At 38.1% G+C, this 8,713-nt stretch carries 12 protein-coding genes and 1 tRNA gene; all 13 read right to left on the bottom strand.

The window, feature by feature from the left end:
• Positions 1-72: 72 nt before the first annotated feature.
• The gene (locus NI20_RS0112815) at positions 73-849 is read right to left on the bottom strand and encodes a recombinase family protein (RefSeq protein ID WP_052084711.1); all 777 of its coding nucleotides are present in this window, start codon (positions 847-849) and stop codon (positions 73-75) included.
• A gap of 66 nt (positions 850-915) precedes the next feature.
• Positions 916-1,116, bottom strand: a complete 201-nt coding sequence (locus NI20_RS0112810) for a hypothetical protein (RefSeq protein WP_033121778.1) — start codon at positions 1,114-1,116, stop codon at positions 916-918.
• Between the two features lie 167 nt (positions 1,117-1,283).
• The gene (locus tag NI20_RS14355; protein ID WP_052084710.1) at positions 1,284-1,946 is read right to left on the bottom strand and encodes a metallophosphoesterase; all 663 of its coding nucleotides are present in this window, start codon (positions 1,944-1,946) and stop codon (positions 1,284-1,286) included.
• 123 nt (positions 1,947-2,069) lie between these two features.
• Entirely contained in the window at positions 2,070-2,861 is a 792-nt protein-coding gene (locus NI20_RS0112800) for a helix-turn-helix domain-containing protein (protein WP_242842999.1), read from the bottom strand.
• Positions 2,862-3,151: 290 nt separating this feature from the next.
• Complete coding sequence (locus NI20_RS0112795) at positions 3,152-3,799, bottom strand: tyrosine-type recombinase/integrase (RefSeq protein ID WP_052084709.1); 648 nt, start codon at positions 3,797-3,799, stop codon at positions 3,152-3,154.
• Between the two features lie 219 nt (positions 3,800-4,018).
• The gene (locus NI20_RS0112790; protein ID WP_033121777.1) at positions 4,019-4,453 is read right to left on the bottom strand and encodes a hypothetical protein; all 435 of its coding nucleotides are present in this window, start codon (positions 4,451-4,453) and stop codon (positions 4,019-4,021) included.
• A 45-nt stretch (positions 4,454-4,498) separates the two neighbouring features.
• Positions 4,499-4,717: a hypothetical protein gene (locus tag NI20_RS0112785; protein ID WP_033121776.1), complete on the bottom strand. Its 219-nt coding sequence runs from the start codon at positions 4,715-4,717 to the stop codon at positions 4,499-4,501.
• Positions 4,718-5,308: 591 nt separating this feature from the next.
• The gene (locus NI20_RS0112780; protein WP_081958511.1) at positions 5,309-6,139 is read right to left on the bottom strand and encodes a methyltransferase domain-containing protein; all 831 of its coding nucleotides are present in this window, start codon (positions 6,137-6,139) and stop codon (positions 5,309-5,311) included.
• A 431-nt stretch (positions 6,140-6,570) separates the two neighbouring features.
• Complete coding sequence (locus tag NI20_RS0112775; protein WP_033121774.1) at positions 6,571-6,912, bottom strand: Fic family protein; 342 nt, start codon at positions 6,910-6,912, stop codon at positions 6,571-6,573.
• Positions 6,913-7,004: 92 nt separating this feature from the next.
• Positions 7,005-7,229, bottom strand: coding sequence for a hypothetical protein (locus NI20_RS0112770; RefSeq protein WP_033121773.1), 225 nt, complete (start codon positions 7,227-7,229; stop codon positions 7,005-7,007).
• On the bottom strand, positions 7,222-7,524 hold the full coding sequence (locus NI20_RS0112765; RefSeq protein WP_052084707.1) for a hypothetical protein: 303 nt from the start codon (positions 7,522-7,524) through the stop codon (positions 7,222-7,224). The genes NI20_RS0112770 and NI20_RS0112765 overlap by 8 nt, the downstream gene beginning before the upstream one ends.
• Positions 7,525-7,671: 147 nt before the next feature.
• Entirely contained in the window at positions 7,672-8,034 is a 363-nt protein-coding gene (locus NI20_RS0112760; RefSeq protein ID WP_033121772.1) for a VOC family protein, read from the bottom strand.
• Between the two features lie 350 nt (positions 8,035-8,384).
• Positions 8,385-8,461 (bottom strand) — tRNA-Arg (locus tag NI20_RS0112755).
• Between the last annotated feature and the right edge of the window lie 252 nt (positions 8,462-8,713).

The following is an 8,713-nucleotide window of genomic DNA, read 5'->3' as shown; positions in this document are numbered from 1 at the left end:
GTGGACCTCATGCCCGCGAGAGTGGCGCTGAATCTCCGTGAAAGTGGAGCTGTTTTTCCGTGCAAGTGGTGCTCAGTGGCTGAAATTTACATCATCTATCTCATTATTCATAATGTAACCCTTGCTTTGCAGGTAGAGATAGACTTCAGCGGTTGCAAAAGTGTATGCAGGATTTCTGATAATACGTGAAATAGTGTTGTTACTCCAATCGTTCCCCCTTGCAGTCTTATATGTATCTTCTTCATTTATCCATTGAGATATTGCGCCATAAGAAGAGTTTACATCTTCATAGTATCTCTTAAAGATTTCTTTTACCAACTCAGACTGCTCATGGTTTTCTATGTATTGATAGGTCTTCTTACCACCCATAGTAATTTCTTGCTTGGAAAAGCCATAAGGGGGCTTACCACCTAAATATCTGCCTTCTTTACCACGAGCATAATAATTATCAATAATTCTCTGTCTTATGGTCTTACGCTCCAATTCCGCAAACACCATAACGATTTGTAGCATCGCCTGACCCATAGGGGTAGAGGTGTCGAACTTTTCATTGACGGAAACGAATTCGACCTTATATTTTTCAAACTCACTCATAATATTGCCAAAGTCATAGACTGACCTACTAATACGGTCAATCTTATAAACAATGACTGTATCAATCATCCCGTCTTTAATATCTTCCATCATATCTTGGAACTGCTCACGGTTTGTATCTTTACCACTTTTTTGGTCTCGGTAAATCTTGTATTGTTCGCCGTTTTTAATTTCACCCAAACAATACTCCACTTGTGTATCTAGTGATATACTATCTTCTTTTACAACAGACTGTCTTACATAAATTGCTTTCATACTCTATATACCTCTTTCTAAATAGGGTACAGGTCTGAATTCAGACCCGTACCCACTAAAATATTATTAGGAGAGAAAAGCCTTACGGGCTAATCTCTGATTCAGTAATTTCCTTTCGTCCTCAGGCAAATCCACCTGAAAAAGAACAATCCTAAATCTATCGGTCTGCTTTATATCAAGCAGTTTGTAGTTATCCTTCTTTTTGGATTTATCAAATTTATCGTACATAATTTCTACACCTTGATTTCTTGAATCACCATCTTGCATAGGCATCCTCCTCATAAAAATTTTTTGGACACCTATTTACAAGTAACTGTCTTCATTTATGTTTGGTTATTCACCCATTTATGTCTTAGAGAAGTATGAATAAGCATATAGCGTATAAAAAAAGAAGAGACAGCACCCCTTAAGTGCTGTCTCTCAACTCATTTATGTCATATCTCAATTTCTTCATAGTCCAATGTATCACTATCAACAAGCCAACCTTTCAAAATATCATCTTCGTAGGAACAGGAGCAGTTAAACACCAAAGTATCACCGACAAGGGAAACCGAATTATCTTCATGGATATGCCCACAAAACCATATCCGTGGTTGCATCCGTTCAATCCAGTTCCTTACGGAACGGCTACCGCAATGGCTACCACTCCACAAAATATCACCTGCACCAATAGGAGGGGTATGTGCTACCACAATGGAATTCTTATCGGCGCTGAGTTTGTTGAGCTCGTAAGCCAATTTGTTCTCATTTACCTCTCTGTTGGTATTAAACGGTGTAAGCAGGACGAATTCAAAAGGGATAAAGGTCAATCCCTCAATGATTTCTGGCTCTTGTAGATAATTCTTGTCCTGATATTCAAACCAATCATCATTCCCCAAAATAAATCTGCTTTGGGTGCTAATCTCACTCAGAATGGCACAAAGATAGTCTGCATCTCTTTTCTGATAGTCAGAAAATTGCAGAAAAGTTTTGTTTATCGTGTTCTTACCACCAATATCTCCACAAATGAGAATAAGGTCTGCTTTTTCTGCAATAATTTTCAGTTTATCCATGATAGTTCTGCTACCGTGAATATCGGAAGTTGCAAATATTCTCATAGGCGTAACCCCCTTTATCTTTTGGTCACGATGATAACTCTTCAGCAACAAGATATCAAGGCCGAAAAGAATAACTGGTAGTTACCACATATTTACTTTGATTTACCAAGATACTACTGCTACTTACAATGTGATTTTTGTCTTATCTAACTCTTCAAAAACCAACTGCGAAGGAAGAACCCCCTTACAAATGTAACAACTCTCAAAAGGAGGGTGTGCTTGTATTTCACCGCTACCATAGTCAGTCATATACCCCACACGCGAAGAAAAATTCATTTGTTCAATTCCATCCTTAAATACATCAAATCGTGCCTTTGCTGCAAAGAGCCCAGCACTACCAACCAACATAGCATAAGGTAAACCCAATTCGTTCAATCGCTCAAAAACTTCTGTTTTCTTAGAGTATGGGGGATTACTGATTATGTAGTCACAAATAGGAGGCTCGGCTTCAAAAAAATCTTGACCCAAATCAATGTGAGAAAATGACACAGAATGCCCCATCATCCTAAAATATCTTACGAATAAACTCTCTTCCGTATCAAAAGGACACCATATTACAGAATGACGCTTTAAATACTTCTCGATAGGGATAATGGCATATAGGGGAGTATAATACTCGTCCTGCTCTGAGTATTTCTCTATGAAGGGCAGAATCTTATGATTTTGATTCTTTACCACCTTATGAACATACTGCCTACTGCAACCAACCTTTTCTGCTATTTCTGATACGGTATATGACCTGCTCAATTTTTTAATCTTCCTCTGTAATGCTGTTTCAAAAACGCCTTGGTCTTTTTTGCCCGTCTCAGAACGGATTTTATAAATATAAGATACTGACCCTCCAACGACACTATGTATCTCTTCAACCGTTTTACCTTGCTTTGATAGTTCTCTTATCTTCTCTGATTTAGTCAACTAATCTTACCACCTTTGTAAACAATTCTTACCATATCACCAGTATAGATTATTCTATAAAAAAATCAAGAAAATTTGCTACTAACTACAGTACAACCATGACAATGTGCTCGGAGAAAAATTAGATTAAAATAAGACGAAAAAAATAAAACCTAACACACTCTATTCATTGAAATAACGGCAAATCTAAAAACAAAAATAGGAAGAAGGGGTTTGTATTGAAAAACCAGCAATACAAACCCCTTCAATCAATTTTTATACTCATTACCATTTTTACATCAAATCCAAAATCATATATTAAGATTACGATATATGTTTGAAATCTCAGACGATTCTATGCCGATATACCTCATCGTAGTTGTTTGGGAACTGTGGTTGAACATCCTTTGTAAAGTAACCAAAATGAGAGGGTTTTTTTGCACCCCTGAAATGTAAACCCAATACCCAAAAGTCTTTCTTAGGCTATGGGCTCCAAAATTACCCTCTATATGTAACTCTCTGCAGGTGTCTTTTATAATCCTACGAACTGCCTCCACAGTCAAATGTCCTTCACCAACATTAGATTTTCTTGACGGAAAAAGCCAACCATTCGGCTCATATTCTGATAACGAATTCAAATATAACCTTAACGCTGCTGTGGCTACGTCATTCAACTCGAAAGAACGAATTTTACCCGTTTTATGCTCTATGACCTGTACCACTCGCTCTATTGAGTTTCTACTTTTCGACACGGACGATATTTTCAACGCAACCAAATCTTGGGTTCTCAAACCAACATTTATACCAACGACAAACAATGCAAAATCACGTTTATCTTGTTTACCCATCAGATATTGCTTGACCTTCTCAATATCCTTTTTGCTCTTAAAAGGGATAACCTCATACCTAACCCCTTTACCAGCATCACGAATCTCATTTTTCTTATATGACTTACCCATATTCACCACTTCTTTCTTTATACTTCTCTAAGATATGAGCCAGCACGAAACCGTGCTGGCTCATATCAACTAACCATTCAAATTTGATACAACCCAGCATTCAAACCACCCTCCATATACCGTCCAAACCATATCAACTAAAATCTGTCCCACCAAACCAATAAAACACCGAATCAAAAGAATACCGCTTCCTTACTAACACCCATAATTCATACCATCTTACAACCAACCATTCTTTTTCATCTCTTCAGCATTTGCTATTGCTTCTTCCAACTCTTTTTTTCTCTCAGCCTCAGCCCATTCTTCAAACTCTATATGCTTCTCTGTAACTGCCTTTTCCAACAAATCATCAATTTCCCTCAGATACTTACGAACTTTCTTAATTTCAACCTTAGTATCGTCCTCAATATAACGCTCTGTTTGGCAAATAAAACCTTCTTGATACAGCGCCAGAGTGCGGTCAATGGTATTTTCCAAACACTCAAGATTCAAACCGATATTAAAAATCAAGTAATCGATATTCTGCAAATAGTATCCGAATGAAATCTCGTCTCTGTATTCTTGCTGTGCTTGAATATAACGCACTTTCTTTTCAATTTTTCCCACCTTATCCCTATACAATTCAATAGTCTTTACCGCATCTTCTTTCGTCATACACATACTCCTTTTCACATTATTTCTATACCCACTACATTATCTTTATAGATTCTTTTTTCTCTCTTTGTCAGCACGCTCAATCAAACGCTCTACACCGCCACGGAGATACCACAAATAAGGGTCGTTCCTTGTTAATTGCTCAAGATTTCCTTCTAAGAGCCAATGTACTGTCAGCTGCTGATTTCTTGTATCTCTATTAGTCGGCTTACCAACCACTTTGTCATATACCTGGTGGTAGTCCACCTTTTTACGGCCACTCATAAAACCACTTCCTTCTACATATCAGTTACTTAATATATTTTTAATTGTCCATTATTTATCCGAATGTCCCCTTATATAAAAATTCTTTGAAAAGATTTCCCCCGACCACCCACCCCTAATAGCCAATACCCATCATCCACTAAGAGAGAACAAGAATTACAAACAAACATTATCAATATGAACTTCAAGTTTTTCTTTATTTATCAATGAATATCAAACATTTTTTAAACATATATACATAGCATTTTCTAAATTTATAAAGTAGGTAGTTCCGATTTATGTCCATTAAAAAAACTCGTAACCCCCTCCTGTTTTCTAACAACTGTAGTAGCCTTTTAGAAAAACTGTGGTAATGTTTTATAATTTATGTCTGAAAAGTTTTTATTCCAACAAGAAACGGACTCGCTCATTCCGAATAGCTATAAAAATAAGTCTCTGTCCGAGATAAGTATTGGTGTGTATAACTGACCTTTTTATGAATGCCAAACAAAAAAGGAGCAAGGTATATTTCAACCTTGCTCCTTTGGGATATGTTCTATTCAGTTCAACAAATTGGAATTTGTTGCTCCGTCAAACTGAAAGTTTCAAGCGTTATAGACTTCCCACAAATATCTCTGCATCAATCGTCAAAGTTTTTAGCTTTTTGAAATCAATCTCAGTTTTATCTACATGGAAGAGCAGTGGGGTCATGTCTGCAAAAATTTTAATATCCTCTAACGGCATTTCATATGATTCTGAAACTCTTTTTTGGTAAATAACAGAATACTGCTTCTTGAATAAGTTAATCACATTCTCATTGGAATACTCTTGATTTTTCAAATGTTCTTTTGCAATGTTTCTGAACTCCATCAGATGTTTATTCCCAGGAATAACCTTTACAATATAGCCGCTATCCGTCAGAACTCTATTGAACTCCAAATAATTAGCTGGTGTAAATATGTCCAGTATACAGTCTACTGAGTGGTCTCTAATTGGCATATTTTCCAAATCACCCACAAACCACTTTATAGACTTACTACCGTCTCTTTTTGAAGCAAGGGAAATGGCATCTTTTGAAATATCAAAAGCAACTATATCTGCTTGAAATAGTTCTTTGATTTTTCTAGAATAATATCCTTCACCACATCCGACATCAAGAATAGTTGTTATGTTTTCAAGCTTGCTCAATATATGTGTTATCTCCGTAAGAATATGTGAATAGTATCCCTTTTCTAAAATATCCCTTCTGCTTTCAAAAGAAGTTCTGCTATAATGCTTAGATTGCTTTTGATTTAATGCAAAATTCACATATCCTAATTTAGAAATATCGAAACAATGCTTATTACTACACAGCAAACTATTGCCTACCATCTTTAACTTTCGTTTACATATTGGACAACGAAAAAGCTTTTCGCTGTCATTAAATCTAATAATTTTATTCATGACATCCTCCATTATTACATTCTTGACCGAAAGCGAGTTATGTAATACGGATGTACCGCAACACAACTCGCGGTATTATCTTAATCTCATATATGCTGTCATCTTATCACCTCCTCAAATTCTTATTTGTCGGTTACTAATTTTATCATATTATCATACTTCATTCAACTTTTATCATTTCTATACTTTTGAAATCGTAAATGCGGTATTCATACCCAATATTCACATGACACTTAAAGCACATTTTCCTCTCACTTTATTTTTAATAGTCTTTTTTCAAAATAAAAACGCTGAAAAAATGCAGTAAATTTCACGGGTCATAATTGATATAGGGTAAACACGCCACTTAAAAATGACACTTAAAAAATCTCATTAGGGAGTATTCAATACTTCTACTTTGGTGTGTTGGTTTGATATGATAATTTCAAAAATCAGGCTGAAAAGAGCATAAAAAAATCAGCCACCTCTGGCTGAAATGTTGAGATATTAGCATATCCTTTTGTTACTTCTTTCTCGTTAAACGGATGAATACACAGAAAATCGTGGATGAAGATTGGAATAGCAATTAAGGGCTCCAATTCCATATTGCCGATAACCTTATTGTACTCCTCACAGATCCGATCCAGTGCTTCCGGCGTCTCGAACGGGGCCAGGGGAGTGAAAAGTATTTCGGTATGACCGTCAGGGAAAGTCGCGCTGATATAATTCTGTACATTTTTTGTCTGTCCGGCCATTGGGTTATTCATATGGCTGTACATATTTGAACCGGTCATTCGTAAAAAGCACCTTGGGAACCCGGTAGAAGGCAAACTGTTCTGCCTGAGGTCCATAGAAATAATCAAACACTCATAGTCACCACCTGCTTTCAGGAGAATTTATCGCGCTTCAGAGGCTTCTTGCGAAACACATCCTTATCCTTGCCATAGGGGCATCTGGTGAACTGGCACCGACGATACTTGAAATCCGGTCGATAGTAGAGGCAGTGAGTACAGCTTCCAGGCTTATGGTCCGATGCATTCCCGGGATTTTCTTTCTTTGCAGCCTTCGCCAGCTTCTCATATCTGCGGAAGACCTCATCCTTCTTACTCATTTGCCGCACCTTCTTCCTTTGCGCGGTTAGCCCGGATAGCTCTGAGCCACACATCCAGCTCCTTGTAGCAGACAGCACTGACACAGGGATGGCCTTTGGCGTAACAGCAGCCCTCACATTTCTTTTCCTGCTCGGTCTTTACTGCCTCAGCCAGGTAGTAGCAGTTCTGCGTTCCAAGCACACAGCCGACCTTACGGTTCTTCCAGAAGAAGCACTTGCGGCAGGTATCCGGCTTGTCATCATAGTATCTGATCCCATCGATCAGAATGGTTTTGCGTCTCACTTTTTTTCTCATCACGATATCCTCCATAGTTTTGATCAGTCACCGGGGAAGTCCGGAGACGACAAAAGCCCCGCAGTGATTTTCGTCACCACGGGGCTATGTAAGATATCTATATTTAGTTGTTCAGGAGAACGACAAACTGAAAGTAGTCGAGATGTGTTACACGGGTGTTCCTACTTCAATCAGATTTCCGTCAGGGTCATAAAATCTGACTACCTTTTGCCCCCAACTGTGTGTCATCAGACAATTGACATATTCGGTTTCGGGGTAGAGCAGCTCAAGTCGTGCCACAAATTTTTCTATATCGGGTTCTTCAAAATATAATTCGGACTGATTGCTGTTTGAAATTATGCGTTTTTCCGTAAAATCTTCCCAGTAACCCAACTCCTGCAAATACAAATGATCCGTCAGTTCCATATTTCCGTCATTGTCTTGTAGAAGTTGAAGCCCAAACATATCACTATAAAACTTTAGAGCACGGTTGCAGTCTTTAACAACAATAAGCGTTCCTTTGTATTTCATATACGCTATCCTCCAAATCCCGGTTTGCTGCTTTCTCTAATTTTGGTGGTTGATTTTAGAATTCTAAAATCTCGTCACCCGATTTCCTAACGCCATTAGAAATCTGCCCTACGGTCTTTTTCTTCAGACATAGCAGTTCCTGGTATCATATTCCGGATTTCTGCAGCAATAGGGGCGATTTATCACAGATTTACACCCAGATACACAGGTGAACACGAAAACATGCGCCATTTTTAGCCAAAAGTCATTTTGTGACGTTTTTTCTGATTAGCAAAATGTCCTGTGATTTTGGATGACATCTAATCCGGTTAGAAAAAAGCGGGAGATTTTTCATCTCCCGCGCTGTTGACTGGCGTCCCTGGGCGGGCTCGAACCGCCGGCGTTCCGCTTAGGAGGCGGACCCTCTATCCAACTGAGGTACAGAGACGTGTATTAAAAAATGGCGTATTTTCAAGGTTTTTTTACCCTTAGGACTACGTCTTACCTGCATTATTATAACTCAGCGGGTTTTCAAAATCCAGCGTTTTGAGATTTCAAAAACCCGCTGCATTCGAACTACGAACCTGATTTGGAAAAATCATTTGGCGCGTGATTAACATATTCTTAGGAGGCGATCGCTACTATCCAGCTGAGCTACGTGGGCTTATGTCAATATTCAAATTTGTGTGCTCTTAGGCGG

The organism is Oscillibacter sp. ER4 (genome assembly GCF_000765235.1).
Taxonomy (GTDB): Bacteria; Bacillota; Clostridia; order Oscillospirales; family Oscillospiraceae; genus Hominicoprocola; species Hominicoprocola fusiformis.
This window is presented reverse-complemented; position numbering and strand designations above follow the sequence as displayed.